Source organism: Xanthomonas sp. F4 (assembly GCF_011761895.1).
Map to the genome: position 1 here is coordinate 1652464 of NZ_JAASQX010000001.1, position 20110 is coordinate 1672573.

At 61.3% G+C, this 20110-nt stretch carries 14 protein-coding genes, 2 pseudogenes and 1 other annotated feature; of the genes and pseudogenes, 5 read left to right on the forward strand and 11 right to left on the reverse strand.

Going from position 1 to position 20110, the window contains the following annotated elements:
* The first annotated feature begins 13 nt into the window (after positions 1-13).
* From FHR66_RS07370 to FHR66_RS07380, 3 genes are all read left to right on the forward strand, one after another.
* On the forward strand, positions 14-2587 hold the full coding sequence (locus FHR66_RS07370; protein WP_167087615.1) for an XVIPCD domain-containing protein: 2574 nt from the start codon (positions 14-16) through the stop codon (positions 2585-2587).
* 151 nt (positions 2588-2738) lie between these two features.
* Positions 2739-4187 carry a hypothetical protein gene (locus FHR66_RS07375; protein ID WP_160964859.1) on the forward strand — a complete coding sequence of 483 codons (1449 nt, stop codon included), beginning with the start codon at positions 2739-2741 and terminating at the stop codon, positions 4185-4187.
* 11 nt (positions 4188-4198) lie between these two features.
* Positions 4199-4792: a hypothetical protein gene (locus FHR66_RS07380; protein WP_160964857.1), complete on the forward strand. Its 594-nt coding sequence runs from the start codon at positions 4199-4201 to the stop codon at positions 4790-4792.
* Between the two features lie 172 nt (positions 4793-4964).
* Here FHR66_RS07380 and FHR66_RS07385 read toward each other — a convergent pair.
* The 4 genes and pseudogenes from FHR66_RS07385 to FHR66_RS21055 form a co-directional block, all read right to left on the reverse strand.
* Positions 4965-6257: pseudogene (locus FHR66_RS07385) on the reverse strand (UvrD-helicase domain-containing protein); the annotation flags it as partial.
* A 17-nt stretch (positions 6258-6274) separates the two neighbouring features.
* Positions 6275-7500 (reverse strand): IS3 family transposase gene (locus tag FHR66_RS07390; RefSeq protein WP_160964855.1). Its coding sequence is split into 2 segments (ribosomal slippage): positions 6275-7215 and positions 7215-7500, totalling 1227 coding nucleotides; the frame shifts between segments, so codons are not numbered across the junction.
* Positions 7106-7222 (reverse strand) — a sequence feature (AL1L pseudoknot). (Overlaps the previous gene by 117 nt.)
* A gap of 640 nt (positions 7501-8140) precedes the next feature.
* Positions 8141-9100 (reverse strand): annotated as a pseudogene (locus tag FHR66_RS21050) (UvrD-helicase domain-containing protein); the annotation flags it as partial.
* Positions 9058-9369, reverse strand: a complete 312-nt coding sequence (locus FHR66_RS21055) for a hypothetical protein (protein WP_343160652.1) — start codon at positions 9367-9369, stop codon at positions 9058-9060. The gene FHR66_RS21055 and the pseudogene FHR66_RS21050, both read right to left, overlap by 43 nt.
* A gap of 902 nt (positions 9370-10271) precedes the next feature.
* On the opposite strand from FHR66_RS21055, the gene FHR66_RS07400 reads away from it, so the two are divergent.
* Positions 10272-11009, forward strand: coding sequence for a hypothetical protein (locus tag FHR66_RS07400; RefSeq protein WP_160964853.1), 738 nt, complete (start codon positions 10272-10274; stop codon positions 11007-11009).
* Between the two features lie 42 nt (positions 11010-11051).
* Here the strand turns inward: FHR66_RS07400 and FHR66_RS07405 are convergent, their stop codons facing one another.
* The gene (locus FHR66_RS07405; RefSeq protein ID WP_160964851.1) at positions 11052-11354 is read right to left on the reverse strand and encodes a hypothetical protein; all 303 of its coding nucleotides are present in this window, start codon (positions 11352-11354) and stop codon (positions 11052-11054) included.
* A gap of 265 nt (positions 11355-11619) precedes the next feature.
* Here FHR66_RS07405 and FHR66_RS07410 point away from each other — a divergent pair, with 265 nt between their 5' ends.
* On the forward strand, positions 11620-13230 hold the full coding sequence (locus tag FHR66_RS07410; RefSeq protein WP_160964849.1) for a MobA/MobL family protein: 1611 nt from the start codon (positions 11620-11622) through the stop codon (positions 13228-13230).
* Positions 13231-13281: 51 nt separating this feature from the next.
* Here FHR66_RS07410 and FHR66_RS07415 read toward each other — a convergent pair whose 3' ends face one another.
* The 6 genes from FHR66_RS07415 to FHR66_RS07440 form a co-directional block, all read right to left on the reverse strand.
* Positions 13282-13647: a hypothetical protein gene (locus FHR66_RS07415; RefSeq protein ID WP_058359053.1), complete on the reverse strand. Its 366-nt coding sequence runs from the start codon at positions 13645-13647 to the stop codon at positions 13282-13284.
* Positions 13648-14485: 838 nt separating this feature from the next.
* Entirely contained in the window at positions 14486-15655 is a 1170-nt protein-coding gene (ampC, locus tag FHR66_RS07420; RefSeq protein ID WP_160964847.1) for a class C beta-lactamase, read from the reverse strand.
* A 144-nt stretch (positions 15656-15799) separates the two neighbouring features.
* Entirely contained in the window at positions 15800-17026 is a 1227-nt protein-coding gene (locus FHR66_RS07425) for an aminotransferase class V-fold PLP-dependent enzyme (protein ID WP_202394543.1), read from the reverse strand.
* A gap of 67 nt (positions 17027-17093) precedes the next feature.
* The gene (locus tag FHR66_RS07430; RefSeq protein ID WP_167087617.1) at positions 17094-18035 is read right to left on the reverse strand and encodes a 2OG-Fe(II) oxygenase family protein; all 942 of its coding nucleotides are present in this window, start codon (positions 18033-18035) and stop codon (positions 17094-17096) included.
* A 37-nt stretch (positions 18036-18072) separates the two neighbouring features.
* A complete protein-coding gene (locus FHR66_RS07435) occupies positions 18073-19032 on the reverse strand; it encodes a 2OG-Fe(II) oxygenase family protein (protein WP_160964845.1) in 960 nt (319 codons plus the stop codon).
* Between the two features lie 58 nt (positions 19033-19090).
* Positions 19091-20071: a 2OG-Fe(II) oxygenase family protein gene (locus FHR66_RS07440; RefSeq protein WP_456361733.1), complete on the reverse strand. Its 981-nt coding sequence runs from the start codon at positions 20069-20071 to the stop codon at positions 19091-19093.
* Between the last annotated feature and the right edge of the window lie 39 nt (positions 20072-20110).

Sequence of the window (20110 nt, forward strand, 5' to 3'; positions counted from 1 at the left end):
AGGAGCCTGATCCATGGCGAACTATCGGACGCTTTTCCAAGACCATCACAACATCGAACAGCAGACGCTGAAGAACAGCGAGTTGTTGGCAAAGTTGCAAGAGGTCGGGAAGTTTCATATCCATGCCTCTGAGAACCGTTTGTTCCTGCCGGCTAGTCCTCAACTGGCTGACGCGCTTGGGGTGACGCCACACAGCGGTGGCCCTTTGGCGGACTACCAAAAGGGCATGCTTGAACGATTGAGTCGCATCCAATCGACGCGAGATGGCCAAGCTGCTTTGATGGGCGACCCTGATGCGATTGATCGAGTCGCCCAGCGTGTAGAGAAGTTGCGCGACACGGTCAAGGTCGGGCTGATCAATGGCGACTTGAACACCAACACCCCCGTTGGCGAAACTCCGGCACAAACCAGTGAGAGGGTTCGTCAGTTCTTTCGCGATATCCCTGCTTATTACCAGACCCACGCGCAGCAGATAGAGGCGCTGAAGGGTTTCACAGGTGTGGACCACGGCTGGGGTGCCGTCGCGCATTCCGAGTCGCGCATCGTCACCACGCTCAACCAAATCCAGGTCAGTAACACCGCGATCGTTCGGGGCGGGGACATTGAACTTCAGCGCAGTGGGCTGTCGCTCGCCATCGCCAACGCCCACCACGACGGGCGCGTGGTCTTGTCCGAGCAGGGCATCCTCAAGGTCGAGCAAGTCCTGGGCGAGGAAGCCGCACAGAACCTTCGTGTCCCACGCGGCCAGCGCGGCGAAGTCGCCATGCAGTTGTTGATGGGTGAAGCCTCTGCCCGTGGCCTGACCCGTGCCGGCGGACTTCTGGCCACAGGCGCGGATGTGGTCATGACTGCCCGCACGGCCTCGGCGCTGATGGAGCAGGGCAACACCTCGGCTGCGCAGTCGGAGGTTCAGCACGCCATTGCGCGCAACGCGGGCGGCTGGGCCGGCGGCGCGGCCACCGCGGCCGCGCTGGGCAGCAGCAGTGGGTTTGTGCCCGCGGCGCTGGTGGTGGGCGACGCAGTCTTGATGAGCAAGGCCTTCGACAAGGCCGTGGACCTCAAAGAAAACCGCGACATCTTCCACCAGACCGACAAGGCCGGGGTGGACTGGCAGTTCAACGGCCGCAACTGGGACCGCCAGGGCCAGCTGCAAGAGGGTCAGGGCAAGGCGGTTGAGCAGGACGTGGTGGCCAGCTACGCCAAGTCCCAGGAGCTGGGGGCGATGGCGAATGCCAAAGCCGCCGAGTTCGCGCTGGGCAAGGCGCCCCCGCCGCAGGACCCGTTCAACCTCCCGGCCCAGCCCGGCGATCGGATTGGGTTGGACAATCAAAATTGGCACCGCAATCCGACCACGGAGGCCTGGGAGCGCCAGGTCAAGACCGGTGTGTCGGGTGCCGATGATCGCGGCGTCTACGAGCCGCAGATCGCAAACGCGGAACAGACGCAGCGTTTGAACCAGGATGCTCTGGCACGGATCGAGGGCAACATCGCCACCGGCCGTGAGGCCATCGCCCAGGCCTACCTGGAGAGCCATGCCGCCCAGCGCGGGCAGGACTACGGCGTGGAGGTGCCCGCCGCGGTGGAGAACGCCCGGGCCAAGCCCGACCAGGTGCAGGGACACGACGGCCAGCTCTACCAGCGCACTGCTGAGGGGCAGTGGGCGGGCAAGGACGGGGTGGCCGCCGGTAACTTGGCAGTGGAGCTGGAGCTCACCAACCAGATGCGCCAGCCGTCACTGGAGCGCGCCCAGGAAACCCTGGCGGCCATTGAGGCTCGCCCTGCGCCGACGCCTGCGCAGATGGAGCACAACGAGCTCCTGCATCGCTACCGGGCTGCCGGCATCGACCTCAACGCCCAGGAGAACAACCTGCAGGCGGTGGAACTCGCCACCCAGCGCACGAAGGAGGCCGAAGGCCTTACCGGCCCGACGATGCAGCAGCTGAAGCCGAACGAGCAGGGGCAATACGGCTACGACAGCCCGATTGCCCACTACCAGGTCGGCCAAGACGGGGTGGCCCACCAGGTCGCGGTGACCACCTCCGAGGAGTTGCGCCAAGCCAAGGCCGAGCTGGGACAGCCAGCCATGGCGCACGTGCCGACACTGGGCGCGGTATCGGTCACCGCGCCAGGCCGCAGCAAGGAGCAGGAGGCCGAACCGGCACAGGAGAAGGGGGCGCAGGGTCCGATGCTGGCCGACAACCCCGCGCACCCGGACCACCCCACCTACCAGACCATCCATTCCTGGGTGCAAGGCACTCGGAACTGGAACGACGAGGAGAGTCGGAACGTCACCGCCGCGCTCTACAAGCAGCAAACCGAAGATCCGCTGGTGAAGCGAGTAGATAGGGTGACCGGCGTGCTGGGCAACGATGGGGCCCAGCACGTGCTGGCGGTCTACGCGCCGTTTGGCGACAAGCTGCCGATCTTCCACGCTCGGGTGGATGGGCGGGAAGCCGCCCAGCAGCCGGCGGAGCAGAATCTCCAGCAGGCCGAGGTCATCAAGCAGGACCAGGTGCGGCAACAGCAATTGGAGCAGACCCAGCAGCAGACCCAGCAGCGCGAGCAGGGACCACGGATGACGATGTAGCACTTGGTATATGGTCTGGATTGATCGCTTATACGGGGGTGGCATGCAACTTGTAGGACAGCCATTGGCAAAAGGCACGCTGCTGCGCAATACCCATGCTGGAAGCATCGAGCACTGCAGCCGTGTGATGGCAGCATCGGAGGTGCGCTGAATGAAGCCACACGACAGCAACGACGAACTTGCCTCCAGTATTGAGGACCTGCTCACAGATGCAGTAAGCGAGGTTCACTCCTTCAATGACATGACTGAGGACGAGCGTGACGAGGCAATCCTGCCTTTCACCACCTATGCGTATAAAATTCCTGCATCACGCCACCGGCTATTCCCCACGTCAAGGCGAGGCTATCTGTCGATCTGTAAGGCGGGGCAACTCTGGCACCAGAATGATATGCAGGCGCGGTATGCCATGCCGCTGGCTGAAGTGCACGAACACGCATTGCTGAGCTTTGGCGACATGATCAGCGGCGATGCGCTTGCTCATCACTCGGAAGACGAGGAACTGAAGCACGTGTTCAAGGCTATTCTCACGGCTCGCGTGGAAGGCGCATCGCGCGAGTTGGCGCAATACTTCCCTTGCCAGATTTTCTCTGAGCCTTGCAAGAGCTTCAGCGTTGGCCCCGTGCAGTTTCTGTGCCTTGCCGATTGGCTTGACTTTGTTGAAAGGCGCGCGGGTCGTCCGCTTGCATGGACCAACATAGTCAGATGGCGAGCGGAGGCGCGGGTTCCTTTGCCTAGCACTATCGATGAGTTGAAGATTGTCGCAGGAGACAAGTTTGCGGCGGTCACCTACGATGACCTTAGCAATGCCAAGCGTGCACTGGAAGCCATTGGCCGCGCCTATCTTGTGGCTACCATCATTGTGGATCGCCGGTCCCAGGCGCGCGCAGATGAGTGTGCTCGCCTTGCCGCTACAGTAGCCATTGATTCCATGATGCTGGCATTGGGACACCGTGTCTTCCAAGAAATCAGGGCCCCGCTTGAGGAAACTACGCCGGTGCTAACACGACGGCTGCGTCAACCAGCTTTGCATGACATTTCCGAGGGCTGGAGACTTGCAATGCCCGGAATTTTGGGTGGACAGGAACGTCAGAACCAGATCATTGACCACACCGAGCCGCTACGCATCCGCTGTGGCGAAGCTATTGCCGCGTTCATCAGCCCTTCCCCAAAGGGGGCGGCGAAATCGCTTTACCGGCATTGGTTTGAGGGGATGCATTGGATGGGTGATGCGTGGAGAAGCAAGTCCGACCCAGTAGCGCTGGTAAAGATCGGTGTTGCGCTCGACATTCTGACCCACGGTGGCGAGGATCATAAGATCAAGCAGCTTGCGTGCGCGCTGTTGAAACGCAAAGAAAAGGAAGTGCTCGCAGGCGGCCACACCATCCAGAAACTGACGGACGACATCTACAAAAGGGGGCGATCTCAGATCGGGCACGGAAAGCGTCTGGCGCTCGGCGATGAGCTGCCGATCGACCTTTCTGTGGCAATCCAGTTCGCAAAGGATATTTTCCTTCAATACATCATGGAGCTGGTGGCGTATGAGGGGGAAGATACATTTGAAAGCTACGTTCGCTATTTGACGAATCGCTCGGAAAAATAACGGAGGCTCGCATGAACGAGTTCACCAAGCAGGACTTGCCGCGCCTGGTTGCAGCCGCGATTGAAGAAGCTGGCCTCGATCACCGTGACTTTCCAAGCCTGACGATGCGCGTCCTGACCAGTGGAGCTGTGGATCTTAGGTCTGCCAGCGTTGGCGGTCACGCGGTCCACCCAACCCGGGGTACTTTGGGGTGGATCATCGTCAACCCTGCGAACGCCGGGGGAACGCGGGTATCGAAAAACGCACTCAATTTGGTGGCTTTGGCGGGTGCGGTGATTACGGCAGCGTCCGGCGCGACGTCAGTAACTTCGTGTATGGCGCTGTTGCTGACGCTCGTAGCAGCGTTTAGCGCAGCAATCAATCGGGACGAAGCCGCGCTGCTCTTCGCGCTCAAGCAACTGGAACAGGAGGGCAGGACTCGCACCCCGGTGGCTGTTGCTGGAAAAATGACTACTTTGCTGGAGCGTCCGATATCGTCGGCCGATGTGTTGGACGTAGTGAATCAGCTGCGGGCGGCGGGTGTCCCCTTTCAGCACGAGGGGGACCCAAGCGAAGAAATCGTGTGCAAGGAGGTAACCGTGTTCTTGCCGCAGCGTCGCCTCTAGACCGGCATTCGAACCTTGCAGGCCTGTTCCCCAGCGAATTCAGTTCTTGAATATTTAAGTCAAGGCTAAGATAGGCCGGAGTAATGGATCGTGTTAGATGATGGCGCCCACGCTTGCTAAGGAGCCACGCGATCAGTTTTTATTTTAATTTTGGTCGCAGAACAGCGAGAGTTTATTTTAAGGTTGTTCTAGATGACAGGCTGGTTTGGCCAATCGGCGATCTGTGCGCGTAGTTGCGCTTTGGGGGCTTGTAGCTGCAGATGGGGAAGTTAGAACAGGAGCGAAACTCCCCGTAGGGCCCAGTGCGCAGCACCAGCACGCCTTGCTTGCAGGCAGGGCAAGTCTCTTCTTTGAGGGCGTTGCCGTCGGTGTCGGTGAGCACCACGGCCTCGTCTTCTACCAACTCCCGAAGGAACGTGGAGCGTTGGCCTTTAGTGGTGAACATCGCCACGGTGCGTCGAGCGCGGGTCAGTGCGACGTAGAACAGGCGACGTTCCTCCCCCTGCGGGAAGTTATCCCCGTCGGGCATGGCCAAGGCCAGAACCGGATCGTCGGTGCGGGTGTTGGGGAAGCTGCGCCCCTTCAGGACACTGAGCATTTCCGGCAAGACGACATAGTCCGCTTCGCTGCCCTTGGAGCGGTGGATGGTCAGAAATGACACGTCTACCCAGCGATTGAAGCGCCGTTGGTTCGTCGGCACGTATTGCTTGTCCGCGTTGTAGCGGCCCAGCACGTAGACCGAGATCTTGCCGTTGCGGCCCGGTGGAATGATCTCGTCGCGCACGCGCTCGGCCAGGTTCATCACGAACCGGTCGATCGCATCTGCCAATTTTTCCTTGCTGTCCACTTGGAATGCCTGGAGCACCGGGCCTTGGGCCGGGGTAGCCGAATGCACGCGCTTGGCAATCTGGGCAGGATTTTTTGACACGAACGCGCTGGACACGTCGCACAATGCTTGCGGGCAACGGAAGGTTTGTTCGAGTTTGAGCACCTGGCCATGGCCAAACCACTCCCGAAAGCCCGTCATTACCGACACGTCTGCGCCGGCGAACCGATTGATGGATTGCCAGTCGTCGCCCACCGCGAAAAAGAAGTGGCCGGGTGGTTGGACCAAGGCGCGGCACAAGCGGGCCCGGGCGCGCGAGGCGTCCTGAAACTCATCGGCCATCACCAAATCGTAGGGCGACTCCACGCGGCTGCTTTCCAGGTGCCCGGCGGCCAGGTTGAGCATGTCCTCAAAGTCGATTCCGCCTTCGGCCGCCAGTGCCTCGTCCCACGCGGCCATCACAGGAGCGGCGATGTCCAGGAACATCTGGTGGCGGTGCTTGAAGGTGTCCTGCGGCATCGCGTCCAACCGCTGCTGCAGGGCGTGAACGCTCAAACCGTTGCTCTTGGCGTGGCTCATGAAAGTGCGAACCAGCCCGATAAGCTCGATCGACTCCATGAACCGCCCCGGCTTTCCCGGAGGCCCCTTGGTTTGAGTCACGCCGACATGGCGGACTCAGGGGAGTGGGAATAGTAGTTGGCCTCAGCCTCGGTCGGCGGGATATTCCCGATCGGCTCCAGCAATCGGCGGTTGTTGAACCAGTCGACCCAGTTGAGCGTGGCCCACTCGACCTCCTCGCGCGTGCGCCAAGACGACGTGCGATGGATCACCTCGGCCTTGTAGAGGCCGTTGATGGTCTCGGCCAGCGCGTTGTCGTAGGAGTCTCCCACGCTGCCGACCGAGGGCTCCAGGCCGGCCTCAGCGAGCCGCTCCGTGTAGCGGATCGACACGTACTGAACGCCTCGGTCGCTGTGGTGAATCAGGCGATCCGGGCCGACCGGCTTCCTTGCGTAGAGCGCCTGTTCGAGCGCGTCGAGCACGAAGTCCGTCTGCATCGAGGACGACGCCTTCCAGCCCACGATGCGACGGGCGAAGACGTCGATGACGAAGGCGACATAGACCCATCCTTGCCACGTCGAGACGTAGGTGAAATCGCTGACCCACAGCGCGTTCGGCCGATCGGCCTTGAAGTGCCGATTCACATGATCGAGCGGACACGGCGCCTTCGGGTCGCTCACCGTCGTTCGCACGGTCTTGCCTCGAATGACGCCCCGCAAACCCTGCCGCTTCATCAGCCGCTGTACGGTGCATCGCGCCACGTCGAACTGCTCGCGTCGCATCTGCCGCCAGACCTTGCGTACACCGTAGACCTTGAAGTTTTCGTCCCACACGCGCTGGACCTGCGCCATCAATGTCTCGTCGGTCTTCGCGCGCAGGCAGCGCAACGCGGGATCGGCCATCCTGGCCGCGTGCGCGTGGTAGGTCGACGGGGAGATCGGCAGCACTCTGCAGATCGGCTCGACCCCGTGGACGGCACGATGCTCATCGATGAACTGCTTCATCGCTTGAAGGGGCGGTCGAGCTCCGCCTGCGCAAAATACGCCGATGCCTTGCGCAGGATTTCGTTGACCTGGCGCAGCTCGCGAACCTCGCGCTCAAGGGCCTTGATGCGCTCCTTCTCGGACGTCGTCATCCCCTCGCGCTTGCCAACGTCGCGCTCGTGCTGCCTCACCCACCCCCGTAGCGTCTCGGCCGTGCAACCCACCTTGGCCGACACCGACACCATCGCCGCCCATTGCGAGTCGTACTCGCCCTGGTGCTCCAGGACCAGCTTCACCGACCGTTCCCGGATCTCCGGGGAGAACTTGCTTGCTCTGCTCATGGCTCCATCTTCTCAAGTAATGGAGCCTCCGGAATTCCCGGGGCGGTTCATCCATGGGCTTTTGCCCATCCTTGGGAATCTCCCGGTCCGGGTTGGGATCGAGCACCAGGCCACAGTCGGTCAATTCGCGTTCCAAGCGATCAAGGTCGTTGTCGGTCCGCCGACGCAAACCGTGAGAGGTGGTTTCAAACATCGCCGTGCCTTTCTCCGCGTGCAACTGCCGCTTCCAGATCACCCCCTCCAGGTAGTTCTCGAAATGGGGTGGGGGCACTCCCTGGGCGTCGAGTGCAAAGTGCTCGTGGAACAGGTCCAGGTCGGGGTAATAGAAGTCCGGGCGGTATTGCCGGTGCATTTCATCGGCAGTGCGGTGCGGATAGGGCGCTTCGTAGCGGTATTCGACCCCGTTCAAGAAGAGGAAGTTGGCGATCATCACCTCTTCCAGGCTCTTCACCCGCTCGCCCCGGTTGGTGACCAGTGTTCCCTTGCCTCGGGCGTCCCACACGTCGGCGGGTTCAGGCGCGCCAAAGGCGGGCAGATCCCGCCCAAAGACGAAGCGGAACATGTCCCATTGTTTGGCGAAATCGACCGAGCGCTCTTTCAATTGATCGACGATCTCGGTGAGCTTGCGCACCCCGCCGGCTGCGTCGGTGGCCCAGTCGGGGATGTCAGGCTTTTCCCCAGTGGCCTTGCCGATGAGGCGCAAGCCCAAGGCGTGGAAGGTGGACGCCTCCACGGTCATGCCTCCCATGCCAAGGCGCTCAAACGCTCGCGCCGCACGATCCTTCAGTTCTTCAGCGGCTTGCTTGTTGAAGGCCAGCAGAACAATCCGTTTTGGGTCAACGAATCCCCGGTGGATGGCGTAGGCCGCCTTGGCCACCATAGTGGACGTCTTGCCCGAGCCGGCTGAGGCCACGACCTGCACCCGGTTGTCGAAGCACACCACGGCCCGAGCTTGCTCCGGGGTCAGCGGTTTGCTCTCCACCCGGTCGAGCAGATCCTTGCAGGCCACCAGCTCGCGCTCGACGTGGGCGGCATTGAGCGTGGCCCAGGCAGGGCGTTGGTCGGCCTCCCACGCGGCCAGCGAGCGTTCGATCGCCTGGGCCGCCGGGCCTAAGCGCACGGCCACGCCGGGCTTCTTCATGCGAGATCGAACAGCGGCGGGTTGAACGGTCGGTCGGGCCGCCAGGACGGCTTCCTGCTGCTCGTGGGTGAACCAGCGCCGCTGCTCGGTGCAGGACCGTTCCTGCTCGGCTTTGAGGTCCAGCCAGTGGTCAATCGTGCGCTGCTCGCCCTGGAGGAACGCCACATCGTCGCGCAGGCGCTTTTCCGTCAGGGCAACGTTCAGCGCTTGGGAGAGGGCTTCGCCTTGGGCGTTGGGCAGCCCATCTGCTTTAACCTCTTGGCCTTGACCGGGGTGGAACGTGATGTCTGTCCACAACGACCCGGCCTGGACGCGGTAAGTAGTTTCCTCCTCGACGTTGACCCGGTGGACTCGGCCCGATAGCGTCAAGGCGAGCTCCAAGCCCTCGAGACGCAAGCGCCAATCCGATGATCCGGTCAGATGCTGGCCCCACCACGAGGGGGCCCATTCCTTCGCCATTGCTTGTCCCGTATTCCGCTGGAAACGCCAGCGGGATGCGTCACCGCGCCGACTGCTCCATGGTAATCCCCCGGGCCGCGCCGTTCATGGACAAGCCGTAGACCGTGAGGGTGCCGCTTTCCCTTTGCCACGTGCCGTTGAACCTGCGCGCGGTAAACCTCGGCCGATGGGGCCGGGCTGGGGCGCTTGTGGCGCCGTAGGTTGCACATGTGACAAGCGGCCACGACGTTGTCGGCCACATTCTTGCCGCCGTCTTGGCGGGCCGGCAAGCAGTGTTCGGCCGTGCATTGGTAACAGCGCGACGCGCGCAGGGGGCAGGTTCAGTTCGCCGGGGGAATACAGCCACATCGGGGTGTCGGAGTAGTAGCAGCGGCCGCCCTGGCGTGGAACGAACGAGTGCGAAGGGTTTTGAGGGTTTTCTTTCTCAATGGTGGGCTCCGGAACCGATAAGAATATTCCCGCGCCCTCACTGGGTGGACTTCGGGCACCCGGAGCCGTTTGGCATGCGGGCATAACATCTACGCTCAGCTACCGGCGCTGCCTTTTTTACTCTGCCGGTAACATTGTTCAAGGCCCCTTCCTATGCCAACAAAGCGGAGGTGCTCAAAAGCGGAGGTGCTCAATGTCTGACGCCAAAAATTGGCTTGATAATTATAACTGGGTTATTACAATTCCGGACTGTAACACCGCCGCAAAACTTTAAAGGAAAAAACATGTTATATACAAGCTATGCAAAATTATACCGTTACACCGACGAGCCAACCGGACTGTCACTTCACATTGCCGTTTTCGCTGAGGGCGTGGAGCAGTGCGAGCTGGAGCACTATTTGAGTCCTCTAGAGCCGCTGGACTCGGTCTGGACATTCAGTGAAGATACGCCAATGTCCGATGTGGAGCGCCTCAGAATTATGGACAACCGTCGTGACCGCGGGTGGACCATACTGGGGTCAAATCACGTGATTTAATCGAATTTTGTGCACGGATTCTACTAGGTGCACAAAGCGAGCGCAGGCAACGTAGACGCCACCGAGGTATCAGCGGGGGCCTTGGACGGCCGCATGTAGGGAGCCCATCGGGCCTCGCTGAGGAGACGTCGAAACCAGAGTTTTCCGGTGAGGCAGAGGGCATGGGTATTGTGCAATCATGCCGCAACTGCCGCCAGGGGAGAGCCATGAATAGAGTCCAGCAGGCATTGAAGGTGTCTAGCGAATACACGAATGCCTTCAGAGATATGGTCAACGAATGCGTGAGCTGGAAAGGGGAGCCGGCCAAGCGCCTCAAGCTTGAGAAGGAGGAGGATTGGAGCTTCGTCTGTGTGGCCATGGACATTCTTGGCGATACCGGCCTAGCCATCCGCAATGTGTTGTCATTTGGCCTTGATGGACCTACCAAATACAAAGATACCGGTGAAAAGTATTTGCGGTTGTATGGTCTTTTGGGGGCCACCTACAGCCAGCAACGGGCGGCGCTCAAGCTTCATAAGTTGACGAACTGTCCCCGCGTCAAAGAGTTCGGCGACCGGGCACGCCGTCTCCAGGCCACCGTTTTGCGCCACCAGATCGCGGCGCATAGTTTGGACAACATGAATAAGTCCGGCCAAGTCGTAGCTGCATTCGTCCCGGTGCGGCTCGACCTTGAAGGATTCAACTGCACGGTTACCAAGAACCGAGGTGACGCGTCCAAGTCTCACGACTTGGCTGAGGCTATTGGCGAGCACTGTGAGTTCATGGCGGATATTTTGGATGCTATATATGAAAAGTGCGCCAAGACGTTTTTTAAGAATGATGCGGCCAGGCGAGCAGTGTATTTGAAAAATCTGGAAGAGCTTCGCGAAATTCGGGGTGGTGCCATCGTATTTCAGGTTGGGGACACAAAAATTGTTGTGAATTCTGTGGATTCCAAGGGGTAACGTCAGCGACCTAGCCTATCCATCTAAACGCTCTAACTCTTCTCATCCTGGCAGTGCCAATCGATTGATGCCGCGCGAACGAGCATCGTCGTTAATGTCGTGATCTTTGCGGTGTTCCATATGTCGCAAAAGCGCTCCGACAAATTCTGCGTCGTCTAGTGTTTCAGCGCCTGTGAGGAAGACCAAGTCAGCCACCCGAGCGCGTCGCTGCGCCTCCTCCCGTTTCGCTGTCTCCCTGGCCTTTGACTCGCGGCGCTGGCTTGCTAAAAGCTCGCGCGCTTGGAGCTGGGCGAGGCGCTCAGTCGCACGGTGGATTCGGTCGTGGTAGTGATTTGTTGTGCTCATGCTTTTCTCCTGCTCTGCAGCTATGAGTCAATCAGAGAAACGGCTCTCGTCAAGTTCCTGCCGTCATGAAAATTTGAACTCCCCCGAAATCCAAAAGATCTGAAAAACAAGGCTTAAAAGAAATAAGCAAGAGCGCACCTAGGCATCACAAGTGATGCGTGCGCAAAGGGCTTCGCCCCTTGAACCCCAAGCGCCCAAGGCGCTTGCGAAAATCCAAAGCCGAGGCATAAACCAAGCAACCCCACTGCTTCGGAGCCGCCGCCTCATGGCCATCTACCACGCCAACATCAAGACGTTCAGCCGCGCCAAGGGACATTCGTCCATTGCTGCGGCCGCCTACCGCGCAGGCCTGCTTCTCGAGGACGAGAAGACCGGGCAGCGCCACGACTACCGCCGTCGGGACGGCGTGGTCGAAACGCGCTGCATCGCCCCCGAGCACGCGCCCGACTGGGCCGTCATCCCCGCTCAGCTCTGGCCTGCCGCTGAGGCCGCCGAGCGCCGCAAGGACGCCACGGTCGCGCGTGAGTTCGAGTTCGCCTTGCCCCACGAGCTCGACGAGGCTCAGCGCTCCGCTCTGGCCGTCGAGGTCACCCGCGCCCTGGTCGGCCGCTATGGCTTTGCGGCACAGGCCAGCATCCACAGCCCCGGCTCGCGGGATGGCCTGAACTACCACGTCCACGTCCTGGCGACGACGCGGCGCATCGGGCCGGACGGTCTCGTAGACAAAACACGCGAGTTGGATGGCGGGCCATCGGGCAGGGCAGAGATCGAATGGGTGCGCGAGTTGATTGCTTCCACCATCAACGCTCACCTCAAGGCCGCCGACCTGGATATCCAGGTGGACCACCGCAGCCTGAAGGAACAGGCCGACGATGCGCTTGCCCGGGGTGACGTGACGGCGGCCGCCGTCTTTTTCCGCGAGCCCACTCGGCACGTCGGGAAGAACGGCACCGCCGTGCAGCGGCGGGGCGGTGTCTCCGATCGCGCGGCCGCCAACCGTCGGATTGAAGAATCCAACGAAGAGACGTTCCAGAAGCTCATCGCGGTGTTCGAAGAGGAAGGGCGCGCCATGCCGGTGCCCGACGGCCACAGCCAGGCGCATGCCGAGCGCGAGGCTCGCCGTCCTCCGGCGGTGCTCTCCCTGTCGCTGGGCCGAGGGGCAGGGCACATCGAGATGCCCCGCAGCATGGCGTCCATCGCTCGGGGCCTGGGACTGATGGATGAGGCAGACGGGGCGGCGCCGCGCCGCGAGCCGCTCTCCGCCCAGGTCCTCTTCGCCGAAGCGACCAGCGAGTGGACCGAGCACGTCGACCACAGTCTGGCCCGAACCCTCCACGCGACCCGGCAGCTGATGGCGTGGGCGACGGAGCGGGCGGCCGCCTTTGCCGAGAGCACCCGACTCCGCTCAGACCTGCGGGAGCTGGTCCGGCGACTTCGCCGCTTCAAATCAAGCCTGGTGAAGTTCGCGCGCCGGCTGCAGGCCGAGCGGCGTGCCTCCAGGCTCCATCACATGGCGGAGCGGGCCTGGGAGGAGTTCACCGTCAACCATCCTCAGCCAGGCACGTCTTGGACGGAGAAGGACTGGAAGCAGCGGCGGGGTCGGCGCTTGAGCGCCTTGGAAAGTCGGACCGCCGAGCTGGCCGCGGCGCGGGCTCGGGTGACACCGGAGCAGCAAGCCTTCTGTGAGCAGGAGGCAGGAGAGAGTGGCCGCCATCTGGAAGCCTGGAGCCAGGAGATGCTTGAGCGCTATCCCCTTGAGCTCGACCGACCGTTGGTCTTTGGCGGGCAGGACACCCAACCGGAACCGCTCTACGACCCGCCAGTCCTGGACCGTGCACCGAGCGGCCCCCGTCCACCGCGCCCACGCCTCCACTGAAACAACGGTGCCCCGCTTGCGGGGCACTTTGTTGTGGGGCGTCGGTGCGTATCAGTGAAGCGTGGGCTTCTTCTTGTTCGCCACCGGATCGGGGGCCGCCTTGCGTCGGCGGTTCGTGCGCCACTCTTCTACGGACGGCATGTCGCGCACCACGATCGCCTCCCGGGTTCGGATCTCTTGCAGGCGCGGTGCTTGCGGTGGCGATGATGGTGGCAGCGTCGGCGCGGGTTTGGGCGGGGCATAGTCGTGGACGGAAGGCGCGGCGTTGCCTCCGCCGTGCTGGCGCATCATTTCGGCGGCCACGTCCAGCGCATGCCGGATGTCGTCAATGCGGTCGGGCAGGCGGCAATGCCGCTCCTGGCAAAGGAGCCCGCTGATGAGACGGCTGGCGATATGAAGGGTCAGTTCGGATTGCATGGATGCTCCTTGGAGCCTGTGGGGGAGCCCTCATCCAAGCACCAAGCCGCCATACCGCAAGCGCAAATTCCTGCGCTATTTCACAAATATTAATAGGCGCTGCAAAGTTGGCTTTCCCATGTCCATGGATGCCTAGAAGGGGTCAGACGACGGTCAAGGATCGGCATCGCCGGTGCGCCGGCTCTGGTGGGCGCTGTTGCTCCCGATCACCTGCCGTTGGTGAGCCCTGGGACTTGCTCGCCTGGACGGCGAGCGGCATGGGCCTGGGGGATCCACATTGCATTCCGCCTCGGCTAGGATCCCGGACGCAGGACCATCCCTTGGACACAATTTGCGGGTGTCTAGGTGGGAAAAGACGATCGGCATCAATGGGTTAGAGGAATTTAAATTGTGTCCCTCTCACTCCGCCAGTGTCAAGGAAACGCTCGCAAATCAACGATTTGTGGGCGTTTTTCTTTTTCGCCACCTTGGACACTCGCTTGGACACTTCCATGCGAGTCGCGCACTACCTCACCCGCGGCGAGACTGGCCGCTACTACGTTCGTTTGCGCGTTCCTGCTGACCTGCAGGCACGCCTCGGGCGCAAGCGCACCCAGCGAGAAGATCAGCACGATCTGCGATCACGCCTTCCTTGGCGATGCGTTGCTGCTTTGACGCTGCTGGACGGTGCTTCGTCCGGGTGGCCACAGAGCACGACAAGCACCTGTCGCTCCTTCAGCAATTGGCCGGACGGCACTCGGTGCGTCGTGCGCATGTTGGAGCTCAGGGCCATCGAGCCGATCAGCGAAGCTCGCATGTGCTTTTATGTCGTGTGCACCCGGCGAAGCGGAAAAGGCGCTTAGTGTGAATGCCCGTTTGGCAAGCCGCGTGCGACATCCAGCACGGCATTGGCCAGGCGCAGTCGCGCTTCCATGGAGATGTTTCGATTGATCAGCAGGACGATGCCGATCCTGTCCGACGGATTGAAGGCAATGTATGCGCCAAAGCCCCGGGTCGAGCCGGTTTTGTTGATCAGCACATTCTGCTGTGGCTGCAATGGTGGCGTTAGCGTGTCCACAGCATTGCTCTCGTAGATGACCTTCTGGGAACTGTTCGTCAACAGCCCGTTCTGGTTGGTGGGGTAGGGAATCTGTTCCCAGACCAGGTCCTGGGTCATGTCACCGAGCTTGAAGTAGCCGGTGTGGGTGTCTTTGATGGCTTGCCTCAGCGCAGGCTGCACTTCGATCAGGTCGAGATTGATTTCGACAAAGCGCAGCAGATCCTTGGCTGTGGTTTTTATGCCGTATGTCGGTTCCCATAGAGCGCCTGGCTTCATGCGTACCGGGGCATTGTTCTCGTCGTAGCCCTGCGCGTACAGCGCCTGTTTTCCGGGCGGAACGTAGAGGTAGGTGTTGGGCAACGCAAGCCTGGGAAGCAGGATGCCTTCCATCGCCTTGCGAAACGGGACATGCATGCTTTTTGCCGTGATCAGCCCCAACATGCCAATGCTCGGGTTTGCGTAAGTGCGCTTCGTGCCTGCGGGGTACTGAGGCTTCCATGCCTGAAAATAGGCAGTTACCTGAGCGTCGCTTTTGACATCCTCCGGCATCTGCATCGGGAAGCCGCCTGCTGTATGCGTCGCGAGATTGAGCAGCGTGACCTTGTCGAAGTCGTGACCCTTCATCTCCGGCAGATATTTGCTGGGGTGATCCATTAGGGACAGCTTGTGGTTGACCTGCGCATAGGCGGCTAAGGTGGCGGTGAAAGTCTTGCTGATCGAGCCGATTTCGAACAAGGTGTCCTTGCTGATCTTCGCCTGCGTCGTTCGCGAGGACACGCCGTAGGTGGCGTAGTAGTCCGTTCCATCGACCGTTATGGCAATGGCCACGCCGGGCACGTCGTACTGCTGCATGAAAGTCTGCACGGTGTGCTGTAGCTGCTTCTGCGCATCTGCCCGCGAAGTGGGCACGTCCTTCGCGCTGCCGATGGCGGCAACGAAAAGCAAACAGAAGGCCAAAAGCCTCTTCATCGTCTATATCCTGCCTTTTCCTACCTGCTTGAGATTGTGGCGATCACGTCCACTGCGTGGACCGTGCCGCTTTCGCGTTCTACAGGATGGACAAAAAGGCAGCGGGAGGGAAGCGGCCCATTTGCGCTAGCCGCCCGGTGCCGGCTAAACGACCGCCGATCGGCGCCTCGATGACGGTTTGCGCATGAGCGCAGCCAAGCATTCGACCAGATAGTCGATGTCCGAACAGGTGTTGTAGACGTGAGGAGATAGCCGAAGCAGCGCCACGTCCTGGCGCTCGATGACGGAAACCTCGAGATGGAACCGGTTCCAAAGCACGCCTTGCAATTGTGCCGGCGTTGCCGCCGAAGGTAGCTCGAAGGCGATCATTGGCCCACTCAACGAAGGGTCGGTGGGCGTCGCAGCGATCAGGCCCAGCGTTGCGAGGCGTTCCCGCGCATACCCGGCCAGCATGCGCATATGGGCGATGGCCTGGTCCGGCTTGAAAGAGCGGTGGAAGGCGATGGCCTCCGGCAGGGCGAGCCATGGGCAGATGTCGCGTGTTCCCTCGCATTCAAGCCGACGCAGCCGAGGTGTGCTCCCGAATCGATCACGTTCGTCTGGCGCCGATGCGGCCTGTGCGCTGTGGTGCCCCCAACTGATCGTCAGTGGTTGCAGTCGCTCTTCCCGCTCGCGTCCCAGATAGAGAAAACTGGCACCGCTCGGCCCAAGCAGCCACTTGTGGCAACTGCCGACGTAGAAATCGCAGGGGATCTGTTGCAGCCGCAGTGCGCTGGCCGCCACAGCATGCGCGCCGTCGACCACGCTGATGATGCCGCGCTTTTGCGCTTCTTCGCAGATCCGCCGGGCGGGCAGTACCAGCCCGGTTGCCGAGGCGATATGACTGAAGAAGAGCAGGCGAGTACGCGGTCCCATGGCGTGAACGGCCGCTTGCACGATCTCCTCGGGGTCCGACGGCATGGGCGGAGCCTGGAAAGTGCGAAGCGCCAGGCCGTGCCGGTCCGCAATGCGTTCCCAGCACCATCGCATGGTCAGGTATTCCTGGTCGCTGAGCAGGATTTCGCCGGGAGTGGCAAGCGCCAGCGAGGATGCCACCAGGCTTGTCGCGGCACTGACGCTCGCGGTGAAAACAAGGCGGTTGGGGGCGCAATCCAGGAATTCGGCCAACTGCTCGCGTGCGCGCCAGAGCAGGTCGGGCACCTGGCGCAACAGGAAGTCAGTTGGTTCCTGTGCAAGCCGGTGCCGAAGCGCCGCGGCTGTGTCGAATACGGCGCGCGGAAGTGGGCCGAATGAGCCAGCGTTCAGATAGACGACGGAGGGCGGTAACAGCATGCGCTCACGCACGCGCGTCGCGTCGATGTGCGAAATCATGAACGGGCACTCCCGGTGGGATGACGGCGCGCTGGCGGGCATTGATAGCGTGGCCATGCCGAATGTACTAAGGTTGAGGTGACATGACGTGCATCTCCATGTAATTGGCGCCGCACCACTCTCCGAACGTGGCACGCTCGCCGCTCAGGTCGTCGCCCATGCCAAGCGCCTTGGCTAGCGGCACCGAGAAGGTGAATTCCGAACGCGGCCGCAGGAAGAGCACGCTCGATGTGCGATTGCTGCCGATCCGTTGCGTCCTGCTCGGTGATACCACCCGGTGCTGCGGTGCCTTGATCTTCCCATCGGAAACCAGGGGCGCGATGGACCCGCAGAAAACCACTACGCACCCTGGACGTGGCGCCAACTCGACGAAGTGCCCGTCGAGTTCCACCTGCAGGCTGACGAATCCGTTTGGGCATGGGGTCTGCAGGATCAGTGAGACGATCGACAGATCGTAGTGAGGCGCCATGCGGTTGGGCTGCTGTTCGGCGCAACGGTCTTCGGGGACATCGGGGAAGTAGCGGAATCGCAGTACCGGATCGCAATCGAGCAGGGTGTCGATATCGGTGTGGAGATGGACATCCATGCTCCGCAGCACGGCTTTCGCCGTCTGCTGCGAAATCGCGTAGTAGATGTCGAAGTAATTGCTCCACAGCCGTTGGAAGTCCTGCGTGGGAAACAGGTTGCCGGAGATTCCCATCGAGTAGACCATCGCGTAATCGGAGTACTCGCCGGTATTGGTGCAGCGCGCAGTGCTTTCGGAGCCCAGCGGAGAAAAGCCACGGCGCATGTTCGGTCTACTGTTGGTGACAGCCTGCTTTGCAGCGTCGTCGGCATTGGCGAAGAACGTCATCGCGGCGTTTCCGGCCTGGATGTGCGCATCGTTCAGTGGGCCGTTCACCTCGAGATAGAAGACGCCTTGCTCGCTCGCGCAACGTCGCAGTTCTTCCATCTGCTCGCCACGCATGATGTTTTCCAGCGCGAAAGTCGGAACGGTCCGTTCGTTCATGCGTTTGCACTCCTTCTGTGATGGGTCGCTTCAACGGTCAAGCGAGGGCTGGGGCAAGCGAACCGCTGGCCGCGGAGCGGAGATTGACGTAGTTGCCGCCGATCCATTCGCCGAACGTGGCGGTGTCGCCGGTGAAATCGACGTCCAGGCCGGCGGCCTTGGCAAGCGCGACCGAGAATCGAAAATCTGGCTTCGGACGCAGGAAAAACACGCTGGAAGTTCGCGCGCTGCCGCTGCGCTGGCTGATCGACGGCGAAGCGACCTGATGCCGCGGTGCCTTGATCCTTCCATTCGATACGAGCGGAGCGACTGCGCCGCAGAACACCACCATGCAACCAGGCAGCGGTGGAAGATCGACGTAGCGGCCGTCCACGGCGCACTGCAGGCTGACGAAGCCGTTGGCGCAGGGCGTCTGCTGGATGGTGGTAATGATGGAGAGATCGTAGTGCGGCGCCATGCGGCGTGGCTCCTGTTCCGCGCATCGGTCTTCAGGCACTTCGGGGAAGTAGCGGAAACGCAGCAATGGATCGCATTCCAGGAACGCATCCAGCCCCTCGTCGGGATCCACGTCGGCGGCCTGCAGGGCGCACCGTGCGATGTCCTTGGTAACGCCGTAAAAACGATCGAAGTAAGCGGTCCAGACGTCCTCGAAGGGCTTGGAGGGGAACAGGTTTTGCGAAAGGCCGATCGAGTAGACCATCGAGTAGTCCGTGTATTGGCCGCCTTTGGTGATTTTTGCGGTACTTTCCGCCTCGAGGTCGGAGAGTCCCCGTCGGATGTTGGGGGTGAGATTGCGCAGCGCGTTCTTTTGTTCCGCGCTGCCGTTCTCGAACAGGTCCATGACGGCCTCCATCGCCCTCCGATGCTGTAGTTTCAGGTCGTCGTCCTCCCTGATGTAGAAAACGCCGGTCTCGAACAGAGACTTGCGTAAAGAATCGGTGCGAATGCGCTGCTTGAGCTCATCCAGTTCAAAGACATGGATCCCGGTGTCGGTCATGTGTGTCGCCTCGGCGCTGGTGATATGCAGATGTCGTGTGCGGCTCAGGTCACGTGGGTCAGGTCTGGCCATTGGCCTTGATCAGGTCGAGAAGCCCGTGCTGCAGATAGTCGCCGTAGGAGAGCGCCCTGTTGGTGTAGGCGGGACGATGTTGCGCAGGGGCGAACGGCGTGATAGTGCTTCTGTAGGAGAGGTTGGCAAAGAAGGGTATGGAAAGCCGCTCGGCATTGATGAACTTGACCCGGTGCATCGGCGCTGGGTAGTAGTCGTGCGTGATATGCGCCATGTAGGTCCCGCAATTGACCAGGAAGTGCTCTTCGGATGCGGGGATGTCCACATAGCCTTCTGCGGTCTCGACCTGAAGGTTGGGAACGGCGGTCTGATAGAGGACGGTGATCAGCGAGACGTCCTGGTGATGCTCGAAGCTGAGTTTCGTTCCATCGGCTGCGATTTTGACTGGCGGATAGTCTTCAAGGTACGGGTAGCGGATCAGTGACACCGCCGACAAGGTGTCTTGCGCGGTGAAGTGGGGCTCAAAGAACGTTTCATCCTTGCCCAGAGCGATGGCGAAACCGCGCAGGACCAAGGATGCGACGTCGAACACGTCCGTGTAGTAGCGCTCGTAGAATGGGCGAAAGCCGGGATGCCTTTCCTCGTCGGGCCAGATGTTGACTTCGTGGGAAGGCAGTCCTTCCCTGATCGATGCGTGCTCCGCGTCGAATGATGGGTTCAGATAGCAGAACGATTCGTTGGCCTTCCTGCCCTGAACTGCCATGTAGTAGCCGTTGCGGTTCCTCGGATTGGTCGGGTTGTAGGCATTGATCGCCAAGGCCCATTTCTCTGCCTCGGACATGGCCATGTGCCAGTCCGTGGTTACCTTCTGCAGCGCTGCCAGATCGACGCCGTGATTGGCTGCATAGAAGAATCCGGAACTGCGGCAAGCGCGGTCTATTTCGTCGGCGGCAGCGCGCTTGGCGGCCGGGTCGCTGCCGGCGAGTCTGGAAATGTCGATCACCGGTACGTCTGCATGGCTGTTCATGGTCATCTCTGTCGCTAAGGGAAGTTGTCGATGCGTCAG